This is a genomic window from Neisseria zalophi (assembly GCF_008807015.1).
In the GTDB taxonomy this organism is placed as follows: Bacteria; Pseudomonadota; Gammaproteobacteria; order Burkholderiales; family Neisseriaceae; genus Neisseria; species Neisseria zalophi.
The window spans coordinates 1540559-1564217 of the sequence record NZ_CP031700.1; the positions used below are offsets into that span (position 1 = coordinate 1540559).

Consider the following 23659-nt stretch of genomic DNA (forward strand, 5'->3'; position numbering starts at 1 on the left):
CAGACGGCCTTTAAGATTAATAAAGACAATATATAAAATGATGACTGAAAACAACGAAAACCAGCCCCAACATTCAGATGCCGAAAGTCCTAAACGCGGCATTCGTAGTTTCGTATTACGCCAAGGCCACATGACCGCCGCCCAACAACGTGCCATTGATGCCATGTGGCCGCAATTCGGTGTTGACTATCAAACACAAACACTGGATTTAAACACCTTATTCAACCGCCCTAATCCCAAAGTATTGGAAATCGGTTTCGGTATGGGCACGGCCACTTTAGAAATCGCCAAAAGGCTGCCCGAAAAAGATTTTCTGGCTATTGATGTGCACGGCCCCGGTGTCGGTAATTTATTAAAGCTAATTGAAGAAGAAAAAGTCAACAATATCCGCGTGATGCGTCATGATGCTGTCGAAGTAGTCGATAATATGCTGGCAGATAACGTCCTGGATGGTATTCATATTTTCTTCCCCGACCCATGGCATAAAAAGCGCCATAACAAGCGTCGTCTGATTCAAGTCCCTTTTGTTGCCAAACTATTGCCCAAATTAAAACCGGGCGGTTATATCCACTTGGCAACTGATTGGGAAGAATACGCCGTGCAAATGCTTGAGGTGTTAAACAGTTTTGAAAATTTGAAAAATACCGCCGAAGAATATGCCCCCACACCGGCATACCGCCCGGAAACCAAGTTTGAAGCCCGTGGCAAACGATTAGGACATGGCGTTTGGGATTTGGTATTTGTTCATCACGAATAAATCCTATTTTATGAATAAAGGCCGTCTGAAAAGCCGTTTAATTGGATGGTTTCAGACGGCCCTTATTGAAATATTTCAAAAATTACCAGCTTATTACTTTAAAATTTTAAACACCCCTCTTGTTTTGCTTGACTAACCATTTATAAAAATTTATCATAGCAACCTTTGCTTTGAAGCCATCGTCTTCAGCCAACTTCCTTCGAGCCTGATTAAAGGCTTTCTGATTTGCTTTTATCATTGTGTATCTAAAGCAATACCTTGCAGGTTGTCGCCGATGTTAACTACAGACCAAACAGTGTCTGCGACAACCTTGCGTATATCGTTTCCTATGTACATACGTTATCTTTAGCTTCAAGACCGTTTCGAATATTTCATTCAAACGGGAAAAGTGTTGTTGTGTCCGCCCAGGAAAAACATGTCTTTAAAATTTGCCGATTTAAACCTCGATAAAAACCTCTTATCTGCTCTAACCTCTGCCGGTTACACATCCCCTACTCCCGTTCAAGCCCAAGCCGTTCCCTATGCCTTAGAAGGCCGCGATATTATGGCTTCGGCACAAACCGGTTCGGGTAAAACCGCCGCTTTTTTATTGCCGACTTTACAGCGTTTGATGAAACGCAGCGAAAAATCCGGTAAAGGTCCGCGCGCATTAGTACTTACCCCTACCCGCGAATTAGCCGCACAAGTTGAAAAAAATGCCCTAACTTATTCCCAAAATATGAAATGGTTCCGCACGGTCAGCATTGTCGGCGGCTCTTCTTTCGGCTATCAATTGCGCGCCTTAAGCAAACCGATTGACTTGGTCGTGGCCACTCCGGGCCGTTTGATGGATTTAATGAGAAGCGGAAAAGTCGACTTCGACCGTCTTGAAGTGCTGATTCTCGATGAAGCCGACCGTATGTTGGATATGGGCTTTATTGAAGATATCGAAACCATTGTTGCCGCCACTCCGGAAGACCGCCAAACCTTATTGTTCTCTGCAACATGGGATGGTGCGGTAGGCAAGTTGGCACGCAAGCTGACTAAAAATCCGGAAGTTATCGAAGTAGAACGGGTAGACGATCAAGGTAAAATCGAAGAGCAGCTTATCTATTGCGACGATATGCGCCATAAAAACCGCCTGCTCGACCATATTCTGCGTGATGCCAATATCGACCAGTGCGTTATCTTTACCTCGACAAAAGCCATGACCGAAGTTTTGGCCGACGAATTATATGAAAAAGGCTTTGCCGCCAACTGCCTGCACGGTGATATGCCGCAAGGCTGGCGTAACCGCACGCTGATGGACTTGCGCAAAGGCCGCTGTAAAATTTTGGTGGCGACGGACGTTGCCGCACGCGGTATCGATGTGCCGACCATTACCCACGTTATCAACTACGACTTGCCCAAACAGGCAGAAGATTATGTTCACCGTATCGGCCGTACCGGCCGTGCAGGCCGTACCGGTTTGGCTGCGACTTTTGCCGAAGTGAATGAATACATTAAGGTTCATAAAATTGAAAGATACCTCAATAGAAAACTGCCTGAAGTAACCATCGAAGGTATGGAGCCGACCAGAAAACGTTCCAAACCTGCCGGTAAAGGAAAAGGCAATTGGGGCGGACGCAAATCCAGCAGCGATAAACGCTTCGGCGAGAAAAAATTCGGCGACAAGAAATTCTCAAGCAGAAAGCCTGCTTCCGGTAAACCTAAAAGCCAAAGTTTCAGCGGTAAAAGAAAGCCGGCCGCCGGTAGCTTTATGAAATAATGATACTTGATATAAACCAAAATCATTAGATTTAAGGCCGTCTGAATATTCAGACGGCCTGTTGTTTTAAAATCAGTTAAAATATAGTACTTTTATTATCCGAAAAAATTATGAATATCCTGCAAGCAGAAAACCTTTCCTTTGCCGTCGGCCATGTCGCCCTACTCGACAAAGCCTCATTTCAACTCGATAGCGGTGAAAAAGTCGGTCTTATCGGACGAAACGGGGCAGGAAAATCATCATTTTTAAAAATTTTAGCAGGCGTTCAAAAACCGGATGACGGCCAATTAATCTTACAAAACGGCTTAAAAACCGTTTATGTGCCCCAAGAAACTTTCTTTGATGCCGAAGCTTATGTGTTTGATGTGGTCGCGGAAGGATTGGGTAAACTGCATAACCTCCTCAGCCGTTACCACCAAGTCAGCCGACAACTGGCAAACGGCAATGATGAAAAATTATTAGAAGAACTTCATACATTACAAACCGAAATCGAAGCGCACGACGGTTGGCAATTTGATGCCGCCATCAAGCAAGCCATTAGCGAATTAGGACTGCCTGAAAACGAGCGTATCGGCAATCTTTCCGGCGGCCAGAAAAAACGTGTCGCACTGGCACAGGCATGGGTGCAAAAACCGGATATATTATTGCTCGACGAGCCGACCAACCACCTTGATATTGAAGCCATTATCTGGCTGGAAAATTTATTACAACAATTCAGCGGCAGCTTGATTGTGATTACCCACGACCGCCGTTTTCTCGATAATACCGCCAGCCGTATTGTCGAACTCGATCGCGGCACTTTACGCTCTTACCCCGGCAGTTTTTCCAAATACACCGAGAAAAAAGCCGAAGAATTGGCGGTAGAAGCCGAGCACAATCGTTTGTTTGATAAATTCCATGCACAAGAAGAAGCATGGATACGCAAAGGCATAGAAGCCCGCCGTACAAGAAATGAAGGGCGTGTTAAACGTTTGGAAGAATTGCGCAAACAACGTGCCGCACGCCGTGAACGGCAGGGACAGGTTAATTTCAAACTCAATAGCGGCGAGAAAAGCGGCAAAATTATTGCCGAATTGGAACATGCTTCATTCGGGTATGGCGATAAAGTGATTATGAAAGACTTTTCCGCCATTATCCAACGTGGCGACAAAATCGGTTTAATCGGCCCGAACGGTATCGGCAAAACCACTTTCTTAAAACTGATACTCGGCGAATTGCAACCTGATAGCGGTAAAATCCGTTTGGGCAGCAAGCAGGAAGTCGCTTATTTCGACCAGTTCAGAAGCGCACTCAATGAAAACGATACTGTGTTTTATACCCTCGGCCAAGGTAATGATTATGTGGAAGTCGGCGGTAAGAAAAAACATGTAATGAGCTATCTGGAAGACTTTTTATTTCACCCTGCCCGCGCCCAAAGCCCTGTTTCTTCGCTTTCCGGCGGCGAGCGCAACCGCCTGTTGTTGGCCAAACTATTCACCCGCCCAGCCAATATACTGGTGCTTGACGAACCGACCAACGATTTGGATATTGACACCCAAGAATTATTGGAAGAGCTGTTGCGCGATTATTCGGGCACCGTTTTCCTAGTGAGCCATGATAGGATGTTCTTGGATAATGTAATCACACAAAGCATTGTTTTTGAAGGTGAAGGCCGTCTGAAAGAATATATCGGCGGCTATCAGGATTATATGGATGCCAAACAGCGGGAACAAAGTATCCAGACGGCTGCAAGCACGCCAACCGCTGATAACCAACCTGCTAAAAACAAATCCAAAGCCAATCGAACGGTTAAACTTTCCTATAAAGAACAACGTGAATTAGATGCCCTGCCTGAAGAAATTGCGGCCTTAGAAAACGAGCAGGCACAAATCAACAGCCAACTTTCCGATCCTGAAATTTTCAAAGATTACGAAAAAGCCGGCACACTACAAAACCGTGCCGAAGAAATCGAAATGGAACTATTGGAAAAGCTGGAACGTTGGGAGCTATTGGAAAACAAGCAAAATGGCATCGCATAGAGAGTTAACCCACCAGCGGCCATTTTTTCTCAATTGATGAAAAAGTGATTTAGATATGGCAAATAACGCAATAAAAACGTCAAAAAATATGCTGATTCGTTGGCTGGTTATCTGTCTCATTCCTGCGGCCACCATTGCAGTATCGGTTTTAACCGAACCGCATGATCAGGCAGATTATTTAATTTTCGGTATTGCCATTGCCTGTGAAATCGTTTTTCTATTTAAGTTTGTTTTATTTGAGGTAATCAAGCATCGTTTGAAAAACGAAAATGCCTTGGCCAAACAAACCACCGTTCTATTTTTGCCCTTATTGGTATTTATTGTTTATTTGTTTCATTATTTCGGGGCGTTTTAGACAAAAACGCATGTTGCCAGTATAAAATAAACACCGTATAATCCGACCTTCCATAGAGAGGTGGATGAGTGGTTTAAGTCGCACGCCTGGAAAGCGTGTATACGTTCATAGCGTATCGAGGGTTCGAATCCCTTCCTCTCTGCCAGATACCTTATCCCAAGCACCAAAGCTTGGGATTTTTATTTAGCCATTCAAAACAAAATATCCAATAAAAAGCCGAAGGCCGTCTGAAAAAATCAGATAACCTTCGGCTTTTTTATTTTAAAGAGTGATTTAATGAATAGTTTGACCAACACGGCTCATATCGTTGAAATTCATCCAAATCAGGAAAGCTTTGCCGACAACCAATCTGTCATCGATAAAGCCCCAATAGCGCGAATCGGAGCTGCCGTCGCGGTTGTCGCCCAAAGCGAAATAGCTTCCTTCCGGCACTTTGCATACAAAACCGCTGCCATCTTCGGCATAACGGCAGTTTTCAGCCAAGCCGCTATCAATGCCAGCATCTTCCATGCGGCGTTGTACAAAATTCAGCGAACCGATATCTACAGACGGAAAACCTTCCATTTTTAATACGGCAAACTCACGGTTATCCAAATTGGATTGATAATATTGTGCTTCGCGTGTTATTTCGGGATTCTGATCTTCCGGATAACGGTACATTCCATCGGGAATATCTTTTTCCTCAACCCCGTTCACCGTTAAGACCTTATCTTTATATTCAACTGTATCACCGGGAAGTCCGACAACCCGTTTAATATAATTGATTTTTGTGTCTTCCGGATAATTAAACACAATTACATCGCCGCGTTCTACTTTGCCGGTAGGAATCAAAACATTATTGATAATCGGTGTGCGGATACCGTAGGCAAATTTATTCACCAAAATAAAATCACCTACAACCAAACCAGGCCGCATAGAGCTAGATGGAATTTGGAAGGGTTCTGCCACAAAGGTTCTCAATACGAATACCAATAAGATAATCGGGAAAAAACCGCTCATATAATCGAAAAAGTGATTTGCGCGTGCCTGCCCGGCCTGTTTTTTCAGACGGCTTTTGTGAATAAACCAAACCACCCCGGTAAACAAAACAAAGATCAATAAAACGGCGGTAAAGCTCATAAAGGCAGAAAGCATCCCGAAAACGCCGACCATCATCAGCAAATAACCCCATTGCAGGCTATTGCTCCACTCGCCGGTTTCTTCACGCTCTTTATTACTCTTCGCAAACATCAATAAGCCGATAATAAAAGCAGCAATCGCACCATATAACAGGCTGTTCGTCATTATTTATCCCCCACTTGCAAAATAGCCAAAAATGCACTTTGCGGAATTTCCACATTGCCCACCTGCTTCATACGGCGTTTACCGGCTTTTTGCTTTTCAAGCAGCTTTTTCTTACGGGTAATATCGCCGCCATAACATTTCGCCAATACGTTTTTACGCAGGGCTTTAACGGTTTCACGGGCGATAATCTGACTGCCTATGGCCGCCTGAACGGCAATATCAAACATTTGGCGCGGAATCAGCTCACGCATTTTCGCCGCCAATTCACGCCCCCGATATACGGCATTGGAACGGTGGACAATCAAGCTTAACGCATCCACTTTTTCACCATTCACCATAATATCGAGTTTAATCAGATCGGCCGCCTGAAATTCTTTAAATTCGTAATCTAATGAAGCATAGCCGCGCGAAGTGGATTTTAATTTGTCGAAGAAATCCATAACGACTTCGTTCATCGGCAAATCATAAGTCAGCATAACCTGCCGCCCCATGTATTGCATATTTTGCTGAACACCGCGCTTTTGATTACATAAAGTCATCACGGCACCGACATATTCCTGCGGCACCAAAATGGTTGCCGTAATAATCGGCTCGAAGATGGTTTCGATAGTGCCGATATCAGGCAATTTGGAGGGGTTTTCCACTTCTATTTTTTCGCCGTTTTTCAATAACACCTCATAAACCACAGTCGGCGCCGTGGTAATCAGATCCATATCGAATTCACGTTCCAACCGTTCTTGAACGATTTCAAGGTGCAGCAAACCTAAGAAACCACAACGGAAACCGAAGCCTAGAGCTTGGGAAACTTCCGGTTCGAATTTTAATGAGGCATCGTTAAGCTGTAATTTTTCCAGCGCATCGCGCAAGGCTTCGTAGTCGTGGCTTTCTACCGGATAAAGTCCGGCAAAAACTTGAGATTGCACTTCTTGGAAACCCGGTAACGGTTTTTCCGCCGGATTGGCCGCTAAGGTGATGGTATCGCCGACTTTGGCGGTATGCAGCTCTTTCAGGCCGGTAATCAAGAAACCCACCTCACCGGCGGATAATTCTTGTTTTTGAACCGATTTAGGCGTGAAAATCCCCAATTGCTCGACTTGAGTTTCCGCTTTAGTGCTCATAAACAGCAGCTTGTCTTTTAATTTCAGACGGCCTTCTTTCACTCGGATAAGCATCACAACGCCGACATAGTTATCAAACCACGAATCAATAATCATCGCTTGTAATGGTGCATTTTCATCGCCTTCGGGCGCCGGAATTTTGGCAACAATTTCTTCCAACACATCTTCGACGCCCAAGCCGCTTTTAGCCGAGCATTTAACTGCCTCTGTCGCGTCAATACCGATAATGTCTTCAATTTCTTGCGATACCCGATCGGGGTCGGCAGCAGGCAGATCAATTTTATTCAATACGGGCACGACTTCGACGCCTAAATCAATCGCGGTATAGCAGTTGGCGACGGTTTGCGCTTCAACACCTTGCGAAGCATCGACCACCAATAAAGCACCTTCGCAGGCTGAAAGCGAGCGGGATACTTCGTATGAGAAATCGACGTGTCCGGGGGTATCGATTAAGTTAAGCCGGTAGGTTTGGCCATCTTTGGCAGTGTAATTCAGAGCGGCAGTCTGTGCTTTAATGGTAATACCGCGCTCTTTTTCAATTTCCATTGAATCCAGCACCTGCGTGCTCATTTCGCGCAAATCCAAACCGCCGCAATATTGGATAAAGCGGTCGGCCAGAGTGGATTTACCATGGTCGATGTGGGCGATAATAGAGAAATTTCTAATATTTTTCATTGAATTAGACATGCTGCTTTTTATTCTGTGTGAGGCCGTCTGAAAAAGTTAAAAGCCCTTTTCAGACGGCTTGATAAATCGGAAAGAAATAGCGGCATATTTTAGCTGAAAAAAGTGATTTCTGCTAATTCAAACAGCATTAAGCAGCCATATAAACCAAAATATTCCACTTTATCTGAATAACAATCGGGCTTTACACTGTATCTGCCGAATAAAAAAACTTATAATGCGCCCGTTCACATTTTATTTTGCCTATTACTTTTATGCCTGAAGCACTTCCTCCCCGCCGTCTCTCAGTTGCCCCAATGCTCGATTGGACGGACACTCACTATCGTTATATGGCCCGCCAAATTACCCGACACACATGGCTTTACAGCGAAATGATTAATGCCGGCGCCATTATTTATGGTGATGCGGATCGTTTTTTGGCATTTAATGACGGTGAACAACCGCTTGCTCTGCAGTTAGGGGGTAGCGATCCTCATGATTTGGCTAAAGCTTCTGCCATCGCAAGCGGGTATGGTTACAATGAAATTAATCTGAATTGCGGCTGCCCCAGCCCACGGGTTCAAAAAGGAGCCTTCGGCGCCTGCTTAATGAATGAAGTCAGCTTGGTTGCCGATTGTGTGAATGCCATGCAGGATGCCGCGCAGGATATTCCGGTTACGGTTAAACACCGCATTGGTGTTGACCGTCAAACCGAATACGAAAGCGTACGGGATTTTGTCGGTACCCTCTCAGAAAAAACCGCATGCCGTACTTTTATCGTACACGCACGCAATGCTTGGCTGGACGGCTTGTCTCCGAAAGAAAATCGGGAAATCCCGCCTTTAAAATACGAATATATTTACCAACTAAAACGTGATTTCCCAACATTGGAAATCATTATTAACGGCGGCATTACCACCAATGAGCAAATTGCCGAACATCTGCAATATGTAGACGGCGTGATGATTGGCCGTGAGGCATATCATAATCCGATGGTTATGCGCGATTGGGACAGACTGTTTTATGGCGATAGCGGGCGGCCAATCGAATACGAAGAGTTGGTAGAAAGGCTTTTTCAATATAGCCGTCTGAAAATCAAGGCCGGTAACGGCGTTATCCTACCCCACATTGTCCGCCATGCCCTTGGCTTGATGCACGGCTTGAATAAAGCCCGTATATGGCGGCGCATGCTTTCGGATGCTAACTTGTTAAAAAACAATGACGGTAGTCTGATTTTAGAAGCTTGGCAGGAAGTGAAAAATGCCAATAGCCGCACAACCGAAATTTTATAAATATCTGCATCTCCAACTAAGGCCGTCTGAAACATAGCAGGATAAATAATATACAAAGCCATGTTACTGCTTATTTAATTATATTTATCTTGATATACCAATGACTTCACAAATAGTGATAATGTAAAAACTACTTTTTTCTTTATCCATTCAGACGGCCTCAATAAACGAATGGCTTAATTTAAGCTATAATCCCCCTCTTTATTTATTTTAAAATTTTCATTACACACTATGTCAAACGTATCTTCAACTGCACATCAAATTCTTGAGCACTCGGGTATTTTAAGTTTATTTGCCCGACAAAAATTTACTTCACAACTATTGGAACGTAGCTTTAGTAGTACAGAGGGCTGGATTGAACTCGCCATTGTTGCCGGAATTATGATTTTGACTTTTTGGCTATCTGGCTATCTGGCAAAAAAATACCCGCTTTCCGAATCAGGCAAATGGGGCTTTTTACATCATGTTGTACTACGCATCCTTTGGCCATTCATGATGCTGGTAACTTCAATTATTGTACTATCCGCATGGAGCCTTTCAGGAAAAAGTGCTCTATGGTTACAGTTGCTGGCAATGGCTTCCAGATGGATGATTTTGATTCGGGTTGCTTTAGCCATATTTCATGCCGCACTACCCAATAATAAAATGACAGATTGGTTAGAAAGATTTTTATCCGGTGCGCTTTGGTTAGCTTTTGTACTTTGGGTATCCAGTATCGATAAAATTATTATTAACGGATTAAAATCAATTGAATTCCCTATTGGTTCGTCTACTTTGAACCTCTACACAATACTTACAGGGCTAATATGGGTTATTGTTATTCTAGTGCTTGCATTATGGGCAGCACGTTTTATTGATGCCAGATTAATGGCCAGTACCCGCCTTGACATTAACCTACGTATCGTATTATCCAAAATAATCAAAACTGCAATGGTTATCTTATCGGTTTTGATTGCTCTGCCGTTAGTTGGTATTGATTTAACCGTGTTATCCGTATTCGGTGGTGCCGTCGGTGTCGGTATCGGTTTCGGTTTGCAAAAAGTAGCCAGTAATTATATTTCCGGTTTTATTATTTTAGGAGACCGCTCAATCCGCCCCGGAGACCGTTTAACCGTTGATGGTTTTACTGGTTATGTCACCAAAATCACTTCCCGCTTTGTCGTACTTAAAAGCCTTACCGGATCAGAAGCATTGATTCCGAATGAAACTTTCGTAACATCTACTGTTATTAACGAGTCTTACAGTAGCAATTCTTTATGGCAGAATTTAGATGTCCAAGTGGCTTATTCAACCGATCTTACTCAGGCAATGCAGATTTTAGAAGAGTGTGCCGCGGCACAAGATCGTGTAGACACCTCACCCGTTCCTAGAGCACTGGTATTGGGGTTTGGCGACAACGGCATTGATTTACGCATTGGTTTTTGGGTCAAAGATCCTGAAAACGGATTCTCTTTACTGTTTTCCAATATCTTATTTTCTATTTGGCAGCGATTTAACGAAGAAGGTATTGAGTTTCCGTTCCCACAAAGGGAAGTACGTATTCTTAATGAATATCAAGCATTGGATGGTTCGGTTAATACTCAAGCATCTCAACCAATACAATCTGCTAACCATCCAGATGCCTAACCCAACCTGAGAAATATTGGTTAAATATCATGTCTCAAAAACCATTAAAACAACCTATCTCGGTATTGGTTGTTTTGCATGACGGTAATGGCAATATACTACTTATTAAACGGGCGGATTACCAAAACTTTTGGCAATCCGTTACCGGTAGTATAGAACCTGATGAGCAGCTTATTGAAACGGCTATTCGAGAAGTCTATGAAGAAACAGGCATTCTATTGCCAGATACTCAAATAATAGACTGGAACGAAAGCAGCCAATATGAGATTTACCAGCATTGGCGGCACCGTTATCCTGAAGGGGTGACGCACAATACGGAACATGTGTTTTCTGCAAAAATAAGTCGTAATAGCCCGATTAAGCTTAACCCTAAAGAGCATACAGCTTATGATTGGATGCCCGTCAAAGAAGCCGCAGATAAAGTATTTTCACCTTCTAATAAAATGGCTATTTTAAATTTGCATAAGCATTTGTTTTAATATTCGTTTTATAGGATAATTTTAAAAAATGTAAACCCCTACGGTATTTTGAACCATTTTTAAGAGCTATGAGCCAATATTTTACTTTATTTCAACTTGAAGAGCGTTTCGATATTGACGTTTCAACGCTTGAACAAACCTATCACGCGCTTGCAGCCCGCTTCCATCCGGATAAATTTGCAGCGGCATCCACTTTCGATCAAAAACAAGCCATGATGATGGCATCAACAATTAATGAAGCCTACCGTATTTTAAGAAATCCAACTGACAGAGCCGCCTATTTGCTCCAACAAAAAGGGATAGATGCTGATGCACCGGAACATACCTCTTATGCACCTGAATTCCTGATGCAACAGATGGAATGGCGGGAAACACTAGAAGAAGCACGGGCAGAAAAAAATCAAACCCGTCTAAATGACCTTCAAACAGAAATCGCAACAGCACAACAAAAGTTATATAACTTACTTAAAACTGCTTTTATTGAAGAGCAATATGACGATGCAGCCAAATATGTCAGACAAAGTCGATTTTTAGATAAATTGTATAATGAAATACAAATTGCCTTATCTTAATCAAACAAGTTGTAAAAAGTATTATAAATATATTATAAATCAGGTAAACTTATACTAACCATATTATTACAAATCCAATACTGGAATTTCACCAATTTTAAATTAATTATAAAATTCAATAATTTTGCAGTTATTTTGATTAACCTGATACATTTAATTTTAATACAGTGGAAAAAATGAAACGGATTACTTTACTGATTACTGCCGCACTCGCTTTGTCGGCCTGCAATATATATCAAGATGAAAGTCGGCAAAGCCGCATTCTTCGTTTTGCAGCAGCACACCCAATTGCAGCACAAGCCATTGGTTTGAAAAATGAAAAATCCTCTAATATTACCAGCATTTCTACTCGTATCTCGACCCGAATCGGCTTAGACGATCAAGCAAACGGTGGAGGACGGGGTACACAGGTAAACGCCTTTCGCCATACACTTTGGCAGGCAGCAATTTCTTCTCAATTCGGTCCAGAAATTGCAGAAGAAATTGGTAATGCCTATGAAACGGATCCTTCCGTACGAGAAGTTAAAGTCAAATACTTTAGCCGTTTCGCCGCGGATCAAGCCGTGGATTTACGGAATAATCGTATTGGCAGATTCATTGGAATATCTAATCCAGATGCTGATATAAAAACACTGTCGCAAATCATATTAAAAAGATTTTATGAAGACGGTTTATGGACAGCTAAGCTCATTAACGAAAATGGTCGGAGCTCTTGGCGTATTAGCTTAACAAAACTAAAACGAAATGAGTATGAAGCCGCTTTAAATAAATTAAAAAAATTGGATAATGATGGTTTTACAGAAGATGAGCAACAAAGCGGATTGATACAATAAACTTTGCCGATACCCGACATAAAATATTAATAGTGTTTTAAAACAGCAAGGAGTTATCATGAGCACAAAGCCAAGGCTAATTATCGATACCGATCCCGGTCAAGATGATGCTGCTGCTATTCTTATGGCACACGGACTGGCAAAGCGTGGTCTGATAGACTTTATTGCACTAACAGTAGTGGCAGGGAATGTTGACTTACACCATACGGCAACCAATGCCAGAATTATCTGTGATTGGGCGGGTGAAAAAAATTTTCCTGTTTATGCAGGTGCTATCAAACCGCTATTGCGTCCCTTAGTAACCGCCGAAGAAGTACACGGAAAAACGGGACTGGATGGTGTTGAATTACATGATCCCGAATGTCCGTTGCAACCCGTCCATGCTGTTCCTTTTCTCATAGATACCTTACGCAAAGCAGATGATGCCAGTATTACTATCTGCCCTATCGGCCCGTTAACCAATATCGCTCAAGCCTTAACGCTTGCTCCCGATATCGTTCGTGCTGTTAAAAATATCGTTTTAATGGGTGGTAATTATTTTGAAGCCGGCAATATTACCCCCGCAGCCGAATTTAATTTTTATGTCGATCCCCATGCCGCCCAAATCGTATTACAAAGTGGCGTGCCTATTACTATTTTACCCTTAGATGTTACTCATAAAGCCTGTATTACGACAAAGCGTATGGATGTTTTACGCCAACAGGATAATATTAACGGTTCCCGTTTGGCCGACATATTGCAAAGTTATGAACGCTTTGATATACAAAAATTCGGCCTTGACGGCGGGCCTTTGCATGACCCGTGTGCCATTACTTGTGCGGTCTTTCCTGAAATGTTTAGTGGTAAAAATTGTCATGTTGCTGTTGAAACACAAAGTGAGCTAACAATGGGAGCATGTGTTGTTGATTGGTGGAACAGCACCGGAAAATCTGCCAATGCCTATTGGGTAACACAAGTTGATGCAGATAAAATGTTTGCTGAATTAGCCGAATCTATTCGATATCTTCCCTAATGGATAGTTTGCATACCGTAATTAAATGGCCTCTTTATTAAAATATCACCATTTTAAAATCTTGTTTTATGCCAAAAAACTGGTGATAATATTACGCTTTAAAAATAATCGACTGAAGTTTAATTCTAGCTCTACTATATCAAACTGTTATAACTCAAAAATTTAAAAAAGAAAGCACGAAACAATGGCGTTAATCGTACAAAAATACGGTGGTACTTCAGTAGGTTCTGCCGAACGAATTAAAAATGTAGCCAACCGTGTTGCCAAAGCCCATGCCGAAGGGCATGACGTAGTTGTGGTGGTCTCAGCCATGAGTGGTGAAACCAACCGTCTGGTAGCATTGGCACATGAAATGCAAGATTTCCCCGATCCACGTGAATTAGACGTGGTTCTTTCTACTGGCGAACAAGTGACTATCGGCTTATTGGCCATGGCTTTAAAAAATATCGGCGTACCGGCCAAAAGCTATACAGGCTGGCAAGTTGCCGTTAAAACCGACAATGCCCACACGAAATCCCGTATTGAAGAAATCGATGACGAAGCAATGCGAAGTGATTTGAAAGAAGGTAAAGTAGTTATCGTTGCCGGTTTCCAAGGTGTAAATAGTCAAGGTGATATCACCACATTAGGACGAGGTGGTTCCGATACTTCGGCCGTAGCTCTAGCTGCCGCATTGAAAGCGGATGAATGCCAAATTTACACCGACGTTGACGGTGTTTATACCACCGACCCACGTGTTGTTCCCGAAGCCCGCCGCCTTGACACGGTTACTTTTGAAGAAATGTTGGAATTGGCGAGTTTGGGCTCAAAAGTTTTACAGATCCGTTCGGTAGAATTTGCCGGTAAATACAAAGTACGCCTGCGCGTTTTAAGCAGCCTTCAGGAAGGCGGCGAAGGTACACTAATCACCTTTGAAGAGGATAATAATATGGAAAGAGCTGCCATCTCCGGTATTGCATTTGATAAAAACCAAGCACGTGTTAACGTACGCGGAGTTCCCGACAAACCAGGCGTTGCTTATCAAATTTTAGGTGCGGTTGCAGAAGCGAATATTGAAGTGGACATGATTATTCAAAATGTTGGTGCGGAAGGAACGACCGACTTCTCGTTTACCGTACCAAGAGGTGAATATAAACCGGTATTAGACCTTCTTAATGGTCTAAGAGACAGCATTGGTGCCGCTGAAATAGATGGTGACGATACCGTATGTAAAGTTTCCATTGTTGGCTTGGGTATGCGCTCTCATGTTGGTGTTGCATCCAAAATGTTCCGCACACTGGCTGAAGAAGGTATCAATATTCAAATGATTTCCACATCCGAAATCAAAGTTTCCGTATTGATTGATGAAAAATATATGGAATTGGCTACCCGTGTGCTGCATAAAGCATTTGATTTAGCTTAAAGCCAAGTTTAATATTAAAAAACAAGGCCGTCTGAAAATTGAACTGCACCCCAAAAGTTGGACTTCTCCAACCCATTAAGGTGCAGTTTTCTTATGAGCAAATATACATTCAAATTTAGAAAGTTTTTAGTTAGTTGTACATCTCTCAACACATTTTTATGCGTCAAATTTCGTTAATAGTATATTTTTGTAAAGGTCTCTTCCAGCGCAAAAAATTTCAGCAGTTTTTCTGAGTAGATTTTCTTAATTTGCAACGAGTTATCTTCATCTTTTGAGTCTAACTTGTTTACTAATCTACGTTAGCCCAAAATTCTATTATTCAGCAACTTGCTAACGAATTGAATACCACGGTTAGAGCCCCTAATCAATATTTATGGTATTACAGCAATGGGAAATTGGTCCCAATAGGTATGAAAACAGATGGGAGTCAAGATACCAATCAACCTGGAATTATGAGAAGTTTTAACCCACAAAAAATAAATAGATACAAGTAAAAGGATTGTAAAATGAAATATTTACTATTTTTACTGCTGATAAATATTACTTTTAATAGCGTATCTGCTCAAAACGAACACCAATTCTCAAATGACAAGGATACTATTAAAATGTCTACCCCTATATCAACTGGAAGTATCTATTTTTTAGATAAAAAAACACAAGTAAAATTGAAAAAACTAGCAGAAAAAGGAGATATCAATGCTGCCTTCCAACTATCTCAATACTTCACTTTAATTAATAAAAATAATGATGAAGCACTTAAATATTTACTTATTGGCGCCAGAAATGGAGATGTACGTGCACAATACAGAGTTTCTCAGAGTTTTTTTAATAAGAAGTTATATAAAGAAGCTTTATTTTGGGCCCAGGAAGCTAAAAAAAACGGCATTTCAAATTTAGACGAATTTATTGATCCGGATGAATTTATTGATGAAATAAAGTCAGAAATGAACAATCAAATATAGTTGTAAGCATAAATAAAAGAGTTAAATCAATCATTATATGTAGAAAATTGCTGTGTAGTTTACACATTGGGTTGATAAAATAAGCCTCTAATACTTCAAAAGGCGTCAGCCCTTTAAGTGTTACATATCGATCGTTACCGCCTCGACTACGACTGCCACCGCCAACCCCACTCTGCAAAACAACAGCAAACTAAACAATGTGTACGACAAAATCGGCAGACGCTTAAGCAAAGAAAGAACCGACAAAGACGCGTTACAATCCACCCATCCGAAGCGCACTCATTTTGTTTGGGATAGCAGCTGCCTGTTACAGGAATACATCTATAAAGGCAACTATACCTACATTTACACCGACCAAAATTCCTACGAACCTTTAGCACAGTTATTCTTTAACAATCAAGATGAGCAGCAATACCTAGCCTATTTCCATAACGACAAAATCGGTATTCCTAGAGAAATGACAGGTCAGTTCGGTAATCTGTTATGGTATGGCAATACACCGCCTGGGGTAAACTTAATAAAGACGAACGGGTTTATCCACTCGTACATCAACTGTTTAGGCTTCAGAACCAGTATTGGGAACTATTATTGCTCATCAACAAATATTTTTTGGTAATCATACAGCCACATCAGACCTTTCAAAAACTGAAAATTATGGTTGGTTTGATATATGAAGTAAAAGATGATAATTTATTAAGAGAAATCATTAATGAAAATTAGAAAAATGATAAATATAGTTTATTTATAAGTAATTGCCAACAATGAGTAAATAAAGTAATGGAAGCATACAAAGTGGAGAGAAGCAATGCTTATACTTATATTTGTATTATTAATAACTATTCTATTAATAATATATTTACTTAATAAAATATATTTTTTAATTATTATATTTTTATTGGCTATTGTTTTTGGTATTTTTTACACATCAAATTATAGAGATATAAATGGATTAACTTGGCTATTAATAGATGGTACAACTTATAAACAAAAAGTATCTAGTAACTTTAAATTCAAAAATAAAAATTTAATAGCCATTGAATTCAATCGAAATATTATATATCAATTAAAATTTGAACTTTATCCATATAAATCAAATAAGAAAGATATTATAGAATTTGAAAATATGATGAAACATATAAAAAATACAAAAATATATATGTATACAAAAAATTCTAATCAAATATATAAAAGTTTTCATCTGTATCAAAGTCAAAATACCTCATGGAGTGCCGGGACAGTTATTTATCAAGATGACTCCCGTCAGCCATTTGTTATTGGTTTTGAATCTGAAAGTTTTTTTATACCACCCTCATTAAAACAACAAAAAATTTATTTTAAGTTTGATATCAACAATAAAGAGGTATTAAATTATTTAAATAACAACAAAATAAAATTATCTATTATTCAAAAATCTTTATAGTAGTTAATAAAAAACCTAAGCATAAAATCCTAAGGTAGTATACAGAACCACAAGCACGTACGAGTTATCTCTCTCAAGGCAGTCTGAAACAAACCAACCCTTTCAGACGGCCTCCTTTACAGCATTTACAACAGTACCGGCAGACCGTTTCAGCTAAACCTTCCATTCATCTGCCTCAACAACAGAGAGTATTCAAGCCATGCTTTAATATAAAATGCAAGATAGAGGAGTTATCCCTTATTTTATAGAAAACACAATTAAAACAGCTACCAAAAACCCTATTAGAGATGATTCAACCATTCATTATGATAAAATCAACAAAATTATGGTAGTTACCAATAAATAAAAGATAAGGTTATAATTGTTATACATAAAAGTAAATAATATGGTATTTGTTATAGATAAATTTTTAACTGAAGCAAATAAAGCTAGTGAAAATCTTTTTTTATTTGCATCTTTTGTAAATAATACAGAATTTTTAATGAATTATATTGAGCGTAAATATTTAAAAAATATTGACACAGATAAATATAAAAATTGCTGGGATGAGTTAGAAATTTTAAACGCATTAGCTTTGTCAGATTGGGAGGATGATGGAAAGCCTACTGACTGGCATAAGAAGTGGAAAAAATATTATCAAAAAGATGCAAAAAGTTTAATTTGTAATTTATTGAATATACTACATATGAATTAATGAATAATTTTTCTAAGCCTGACAATATAAGCAAAACTTAAGTAAGCCTTAATTTGTATATAACCCTACAGGTAATCGGGCATTTCAAGTACGTATATGTTATTCGCTCTCAATTCTACCCTTTCAGATGATCTCATATTTTATATAGCCTATAAAAATAATAATAAAGAAACCACTGGGGAAACTGGAAAAACTGATTCATATATAGGAAAAGGTTAAAAGTGAATAATTTATTAAATATATATGTAAATTATGGTATAAGTTTGTATGACAAAGGAGAAAGTGTAATTATTCTGCCAAAAAACATTGCACTTATCGCTATAAATTATTACCTTGAACTAGGAATAATAATATTAGGCGGAGATATATATGAAAAAGTAGATGATAAAAATTTTAATCATACTTATGACAACTGGTATTATGAGGGCAATTCATCTGCTGAAAGTATTATAAAAGCAAGGGGTTACTTGCAGTCATTTAATAATAAAAATGTATATGTCTCATTTGTTGTGAGGCTATGCAAGCCGTAGCCTGTATGCTCCACAGGTAGCGTGTGTGCCTTCAGGCACGCACGTGTTATCACCCCCTCAAAGCCGTCTGAAAAAATAAATCATACACCACCCTTTTAAACGAAAACCCCACAAAAGCTTTTAAACATGGTTTAATGCCATTTCAGCAAACAAGAAAACCGTTATCATGAAACCTCATGCTCCGATTATTCAATCACTGCTCGATACCGATTTATATAAATTCACCATGTTGCAGGTTGTCCTGCATAAATTTCCCCAAGCGCACGGCGTTTATGAATTCCGCTGTCGCAACAACGATGAAACCGTTTATCCGCTGGCCGAAATCCGTGAAGATTTGGAACGCGAACTTGATGAATTGTGCCGTTTGCAATTAAGCCAAGACGAATTGGATTATTTGCGAAGCTTCCGCTTTATCAAAAGCGATTTTGTCGACTATATGGAGCTTTTCCAGCTCAAGCGCCGTTTTGTTAACGTCAGCACCGATGAAGAAGGCCGACTACATATCAAAATCGAAGGGCCGATGATACAGGCGATGTTCTTCGAGATTTATATTCTTTCAATTGTGAACGAACTTTATTTCCGCCGTCTTGAAACGCCGGAAGTATTGGCTGAAGGCGAGCGTAGGCTTCAAGCGAAGGCCGAACGATTAAAAGAATTGGCAAAAATCCAAGATCCAAACGATCCGCCATTTCTGATTTCTGATTTCGGTACCCGCCGCCGCTATACCCTGGACTGGCAGGAACATGTTATCAAAACACTTTATGCGGCAGCCCCTGAAATCGTACGCGGCACCAGTAATGTTTATTTAGCCAAAAAACTCGGTCTCACCCCAATCGGCACCATGGCGCACGAGTTTTTACAAGCCTTTCAAGCCCTTGATGTTCGCCTGCGCGACTTCCAAAAAGCCGCGCTTGAAGCATGGGTAAGCGAATACCGTGGCGACTTGGGTATTGCACTTACCGATGTAGTTGGTATGGATGCGTTCCTGCGTGATTTCGACCTCTATTTTGCCAAACTGTTTGATGGTCTCCGTCACGACAGCGGTGATCCGTATGTTTGGGGTGATAAAGCCTACCGCCATTATCAAAAACTCAAAATTGACAGCCGCACCAAAATGCTGACTTTCTCAGACAGCCTTGATATTGAAAAATCATGGGCGTTACACCTCTATTTCAAAAACCGTTTTAAAACCAGTTTTGGTATCGGCACCAACCTTACCAATGATTTAGGGCATACCACACTCAATATCGTATTGAAATTGGTAGAATGTAACGGCCAATCTGTGGCTAAACTGTCTGACAGTCCCGGCAAAACTATGACGGATAACAATACCTTCCTTGCTTATTTACGGCAGGTATTTGAAATACCCGAACCAGAAGATAGTAAGCAATAAAAGCAGGCCGTCTGAATAGATAAATATTCAGACGGCCTTAAACCGATAACGGCTTTTATAAACATGATATTCAAGCCGTCTGAAAATACTTTTGATATCCATGGTTAACCATATCGTAGGCAGCAAATATTTGGATTGCCAATATTTTGGCAAAGCCGCCCATTTATGATATAAGGCCGTTTCCAAACAATTATCCGCTAGTTTCAACAGCCAAGGCCGTCTGAAACCCGATAAACAAAATAGAAGGAAATATAATGAGTTCACAAGATTTAACCGGAAAAATCGCGCTGGTTACCGGCGCTTCACGCGGTATTGGTGCTGCTATTGCCGACACACTGGCTGCTGCCGGTGCCACAGTTATCGGTACGGCTACGTCTGAAAGCGGTGCAACCGCCATTGGCGAGCGTATGGCACAATGGAAAGGCGAAGGCCGTGTTTTGAACACTGCCGAAGAAAACAGTATTGAAGCATTGATTGCCGATATTGAAAAAACACACGGTCAATTAGATATTTTAGTGAATAACGCCGGTATCACCCGGGATAATCTGCTGATGCGTATGAAAGAAGAAGAATGGGATGACATTATGCAGGTGAACCTGAAATCGGTTTATCGTACCAGTAAAGCCGTTTTACGCGGTATGATGAAACGGCGCTACGGTCGTATTATCAGCATTACTTCCGTGGTCGGCGCGATGGGCAATGCCGGTCAGGCCAACTATGCGGCAGCCAAAGCCGGCTTAATCGGTTTTTCCAAATCCATCGCACGTGAAGTCGGTAGCCGTGGGATTACCGTGAATTGCGTTGCCCCCGGCTTTATCGATACCGACATGACCCGCGCCCTACCTGAAGAAACCCGTAAGGCTTTTGAAGCAGAAACTTCATTGGGCAAATTCGGCGAAGCGCAAGATATTGCCGATGCCGTATTATTCTTAGCCAGTGATCAGGCAAAATACATTACCGGCCAAACCCTACACGTCAACGGTGGTATGTTGATGCCCTAAGTGAATAGACTACTCGAACTTCAAAGGCCGTCTGAATCTATTTTTCAGACGGCCTTTTGTTTATCTACATCTATAAAACAAAGCAATGGCACAGATTTATTGTATAAATTTTTGTGACATAACAAGTGGTTTTATGCCACTTCAAGCCATGCAAAAAACATGTTTTTAAAGTCTTTTATCATGGGTAGTCCCGATTTGCTATATAATCCAAACCCTATTTCCGGCAAACATCATTATTTAATTCACGATATTCACACTATGGAACACTTCTCTCTAGCACCTATTGTTATTGTTTTATCTGTTGCGGTTATTTCCGTTATTTTTTGCCGGAAGTTCAATATTCCTTCCATGCTCGGTTATCTGCTTTCCGGTTTTCTTGCCGGCCCGAGTGTGTTGCACCTGATACCGAAAAGCGAAGCCACCGATTATCTGGGGGAAATCGGTATTGTGTTTTTGATGTTTAGTATCGGTTTGGAATTCTCCCTGCCCAAACTCAAAGCCATGCGGCGCTTGGTATTTGGTTTGGGTGGTATGCAGGTGGTCATTACCATTATTGCGATTGTCGGTATTTTGATGATTAGCAGCGCCCAATTTAACTGGGCGTTTGCCGTTGCCGGCGCCTTAACCATGTCGTCTACCGCCATTGTGAGCCGTATTCTTTCCGAAAAAACCGAATTGGGGCAAACCCACGGCCAAATGACAATGGGCGTGTTACTGATGCAGGATATTGCGGTTGTGCCGTTAATGATTTTGCTACCGGCACTTGCCGGCGGTAGTAGTGGCAACCTATGGATTGAATTGGGCTTGGCTGTTTTGAAAATGGTACTGACACTTGGTGTTCTATTTGTCATCGGCAGCCGTATTATGTCGCCATGGTTCCGGTTGGTGGCTAAACGCAAATCGTCCGAACTATTTATGATTAACGTTTTGCTGGTCACACTCGGTGTTGCTTATCTGACCGAACTAGAAGGCTTGTCACTTGCTTTGGGTGCGTTTGTGGCCGGCATGTTGCTCTCCGAAACCGAATACCGTTTTCAGGTAGAAGACGATATCCGCCCTTTCCGCGATATCCTGCTTGGTTTTTTCTTTATTACCGTCGGCATGAAATTGGATATTCAGGCATTAATCGACGACTGGCAATCGGTATTGATGCTGTTGGGCATTCTGATTTTATTAAAAGCCACAGTGATTTTTATTATTGCCCACCGCATGAAACACAGTGCGGCCGACAGTTTGAAAACCGCGCTTTATTTGGCTCAGGGCGGTGAGTTTGGCTTTGTAATGTTGGCCGTTTCCAGCAAAATCAATATGGTTTCGCCCCAACTCGAACAGGCTGCGACTGCTGCAATTTTACTTTCTATGATTATCGCCCCGTTCCTACTCAATAGCAGCGATAAATTGATTAACAAATTTGTGAAGTCAGATTGGGATATGAAGGCCGTCGATCTACAAAACATGCTCATTGCTACCATGAGCAAATCCGACCATGTGCTGATTATCGGCTACGGTCGCGGCGGACAAACCATCGGCAGGATTCTGACTCAAGAAAATATTCCCTATTATGCTTTGGACTTAGATGTCGAACGCGTTCAAGTAGCCCGCAGTGCCGGTGAACCGGTATCATTTGGTGATGCCAAGCGGCGTGAAGTTTTAGAAGCCGCCGGCTTAAACCGTGCCAAAATGGTGGTGATTACCCTTAGCAATATGCACGAAACCCAACACGTGTTGGATAATATTATGAGCATCCACCCCACTATGCCCGTACATGTGCGTGCCGTTAGCGACGATTACCTGCAAACCTTTACCCAAATGGGTGCCGAAGAAGCAGTATCCGATACCAAAGAAACCAGCCTCGCTTTAGCTTCTTATGCCATGTTGGGAGCAGGATTGTCGTATCACCACGTTCATCAAACCATTATGGATATCCGCCGCAACCGCTACGATATTTTAAAAGACTTGTTTGTCGGTAGTGACGACGAATCCGCATTTTATGATGAAGAAAACAATGTCAGCCGTTATGCATTTGCATTGTCACAAGAAGCACATGCTATTGGTAAACACATAGACGAACTGCCACTCAAGCATTTAAATATCAAGCTGCTGTTTGTCCGCCGCCATACCCATCGTATTCAAGAATTTGATAAAGACTTCCGACTGAATGACGGCGACATTCTGGTTGTTGCCGGAAACAAGGAAAAAATAATATCCTTTGAAAACTGGTCTCTACAAGGAAACGCTTAAAATGATGCAAAAAATACTTGCAGCGACAACCAAGTTTTGATTTAATCACGGCTTCACAGCGACACGGGTGATTAGCTCAGTTGGTAGAGCGTCTGCCTTACAAGCAGAATGTCGGCGGTTCGACTCCGTCATCACCCACCAAGTTTTTTGTGCGGAGTGGTAGTTCAGTTGGTCAGAATACCGGCCTGTCACGCCGGGGGTCGCGGGTTCGAGCCCCGTCCACTCCGCCAACCTTATTAAAAAAGCATCAATTTTCGGAT

At 41.4% G+C, this 23659-nt stretch carries 20 protein-coding genes, 3 tRNA genes and 1 pseudogene; 22 read left to right on the forward strand and 2 right to left on the reverse strand.

The window, feature by feature from the left end:
- Positions 1-40 precede the first annotated feature (40 nt).
- From trmB to D0T92_RS07120, 5 genes are all read left to right on the forward strand, one after another.
- The gene (gene trmB / locus D0T92_RS07100) at positions 41-757 is read left to right on the forward strand and encodes a tRNA (guanosine(46)-N7)-methyltransferase TrmB (protein ID WP_151053015.1); all 717 of its coding nucleotides are present in this window, start codon (positions 41-43) and stop codon (positions 755-757) included.
- A 415-nt stretch (positions 758-1172) separates the two neighbouring features.
- Complete coding sequence (locus tag D0T92_RS07105; RefSeq protein WP_151051516.1) at positions 1173-2504, forward strand: DEAD/DEAH box helicase; 1332 nt, start codon at positions 1173-1175, stop codon at positions 2502-2504.
- Between the two features lie 110 nt (positions 2505-2614).
- On the forward strand, positions 2615-4522 hold the full coding sequence (locus D0T92_RS07110; RefSeq protein ID WP_151051518.1) for an ATP-binding cassette domain-containing protein: 1908 nt from the start codon (positions 2615-2617) through the stop codon (positions 4520-4522).
- 55 nt (positions 4523-4577) lie between these two features.
- On the forward strand, positions 4578-4877 hold the full coding sequence (locus D0T92_RS07115) for a hypothetical protein (RefSeq protein ID WP_151051520.1): 300 nt from the start codon (positions 4578-4580) through the stop codon (positions 4875-4877).
- 54 nt (positions 4878-4931) lie between these two features.
- Positions 4932-5022 (forward strand) — tRNA-Ser (locus tag D0T92_RS07120).
- A gap of 128 nt (positions 5023-5150) precedes the next feature.
- Here D0T92_RS07120 and lepB read toward each other — a convergent pair.
- Positions 5151-6161, reverse strand: coding sequence for a signal peptidase I (gene lepB, locus D0T92_RS07125; protein ID WP_151051522.1), 1011 nt, complete (start codon positions 6159-6161; stop codon positions 5151-5153).
- A complete protein-coding gene (lepA, locus tag D0T92_RS07130) occupies positions 6161-7954 on the reverse strand; it encodes a translation elongation factor 4 (protein ID WP_151051524.1) in 1794 nt (597 codons plus the stop codon). Before lepA ends, lepB begins: the two co-directional genes overlap by 1 nt.
- A 263-nt stretch (positions 7955-8217) precedes the next feature.
- On the opposite strand from lepA, the gene dusA reads away from it, so the two are divergent.
- The 17 genes and pseudogenes from dusA to D0T92_RS07215 all read left to right on the forward strand — a co-directional run bounded on the left by dusA (position 8218) and on the right by D0T92_RS07215 (position 23629).
- Entirely contained in the window at positions 8218-9234 is a 1017-nt protein-coding gene (gene dusA, locus D0T92_RS07135; protein WP_151051526.1) for a tRNA dihydrouridine(20/20a) synthase DusA, read from the forward strand.
- Positions 9235-9465: 231 nt separating this feature from the next.
- Positions 9466-10860 carry a mechanosensitive ion channel family protein gene (locus D0T92_RS07140; protein ID WP_191963616.1) on the forward strand — a complete coding sequence of 465 codons (1395 nt, stop codon included), beginning with the start codon at positions 9466-9468 and terminating at the stop codon, positions 10858-10860.
- A 29-nt stretch (positions 10861-10889) separates the two neighbouring features.
- Positions 10890-11339: a dihydroneopterin triphosphate diphosphatase gene (nudB, locus tag D0T92_RS07145; RefSeq protein WP_151051528.1), complete on the forward strand. Its 450-nt coding sequence runs from the start codon at positions 10890-10892 to the stop codon at positions 11337-11339.
- A gap of 68 nt (positions 11340-11407) precedes the next feature.
- The gene (gene hscB / locus D0T92_RS07150) at positions 11408-11911 is read left to right on the forward strand and encodes a Fe-S protein assembly co-chaperone HscB (protein ID WP_151051530.1); all 504 of its coding nucleotides are present in this window, start codon (positions 11408-11410) and stop codon (positions 11909-11911) included.
- Positions 11912-12087: 176 nt separating this feature from the next.
- Positions 12088-12744, forward strand: a complete 657-nt coding sequence (locus tag D0T92_RS07155; protein ID WP_151051532.1) for a membrane lipoprotein lipid attachment site-containing protein — start codon at positions 12088-12090, stop codon at positions 12742-12744.
- A gap of 58 nt (positions 12745-12802) precedes the next feature.
- Complete coding sequence (locus D0T92_RS07160) at positions 12803-13756, forward strand: nucleoside hydrolase (protein WP_151051534.1); 954 nt, start codon at positions 12803-12805, stop codon at positions 13754-13756.
- Between the two features lie 184 nt (positions 13757-13940).
- Positions 13941-15158: an aspartate kinase gene (locus tag D0T92_RS07165; RefSeq protein ID WP_151051536.1), complete on the forward strand. Its 1218-nt coding sequence runs from the start codon at positions 13941-13943 to the stop codon at positions 15156-15158.
- A 506-nt stretch (positions 15159-15664) separates the two neighbouring features.
- Positions 15665-16120: an SEL1-like repeat protein gene (locus D0T92_RS07170; protein WP_151051538.1), complete on the forward strand. Its 456-nt coding sequence runs from the start codon at positions 15665-15667 to the stop codon at positions 16118-16120.
- 202 nt (positions 16121-16322) lie between these two features.
- Positions 16323-16702, forward strand: a pseudogene (locus D0T92_RS11595) (RHS domain-containing protein); the annotation flags it as partial.
- 223 nt (positions 16703-16925) lie between these two features.
- Complete coding sequence (locus tag D0T92_RS07180) at positions 16926-17540, forward strand: hypothetical protein (protein WP_151051541.1); 615 nt, start codon at positions 16926-16928, stop codon at positions 17538-17540.
- A 385-nt stretch (positions 17541-17925) separates the two neighbouring features.
- A complete protein-coding gene (locus D0T92_RS07185; protein WP_151051543.1) occupies positions 17926-18234 on the forward strand; it encodes a hypothetical protein in 309 nt (102 codons plus the stop codon).
- A 221-nt stretch (positions 18235-18455) separates the two neighbouring features.
- Positions 18456-18764 carry an Imm40 family immunity protein gene (gene imm40 / locus D0T92_RS07190; RefSeq protein WP_191963617.1) on the forward strand — a complete coding sequence of 103 codons (309 nt, stop codon included), beginning with the start codon at positions 18456-18458 and terminating at the stop codon, positions 18762-18764.
- Positions 18765-18930: 166 nt separating this feature from the next.
- Positions 18931-20157 carry a nicotinate phosphoribosyltransferase gene (gene pncB, locus D0T92_RS07195; protein WP_151051547.1) on the forward strand — a complete coding sequence of 409 codons (1227 nt, stop codon included), beginning with the start codon at positions 18931-18933 and terminating at the stop codon, positions 20155-20157.
- Between the two features lie 254 nt (positions 20158-20411).
- Positions 20412-21158, forward strand: coding sequence for a 3-oxoacyl-ACP reductase FabG (fabG, locus tag D0T92_RS07200; protein WP_151051549.1), 747 nt, complete (start codon positions 20412-20414; stop codon positions 21156-21158).
- 258 nt (positions 21159-21416) lie between these two features.
- The gene (locus tag D0T92_RS07205) at positions 21417-23399 is read left to right on the forward strand and encodes a monovalent cation:proton antiporter family protein (RefSeq protein WP_151053017.1); all 1983 of its coding nucleotides are present in this window, start codon (positions 21417-21419) and stop codon (positions 23397-23399) included.
- Positions 23400-23464: 65 nt separating this feature from the next.
- Positions 23465-23540: transfer RNA gene (locus D0T92_RS07210), tRNA-Val, on the forward strand.
- Between the two features lie 12 nt (positions 23541-23552).
- Positions 23553-23629: transfer RNA gene (locus tag D0T92_RS07215), tRNA-Asp, on the forward strand.
- Positions 23630-23659 lie beyond the last annotated feature (30 nt).